Below are 206 nucleotides of genomic sequence, written 5' to 3'. Positions count from 1 at the left end.
CGATCACATCGCGCAGGTCCAGCGGCGCCTCCGCGACAGGCGCCTGCTGGGAGGCGGTGGCCTCGGCCGCAGGCGCGGCGTCGGTGGCCGGTGCCGCGTCGTTGTCACGCTGGCAACCGGCCAGCAACAGCACGCCCATCGCGCCGACCAGCACGCTCGCGTGCAATGGCCGGTTGTTTCCAATCTTCATCGGGATCCCCTGTTCA

General features: G+C 70.4%; 1 pseudogene. It reads right to left on the bottom strand.

The annotated features are described in order from the left end of the window. A pseudogene (locus L0U85_RS20305) lies at positions 1-206 on the bottom strand (hypothetical protein); the annotation flags it as partial.

This window comes from Glycomyces sp. L485, assembly GCF_022548875.1.
Taxonomy (GTDB): domain Bacteria; phylum Actinomycetota; class Actinomycetes; order Mycobacteriales; family Micromonosporaceae; genus Glycomyces.
Note: the sequence above shows the minus strand (reverse complement) of the source record. Positions and strands in the feature narration are given on the sequence as shown.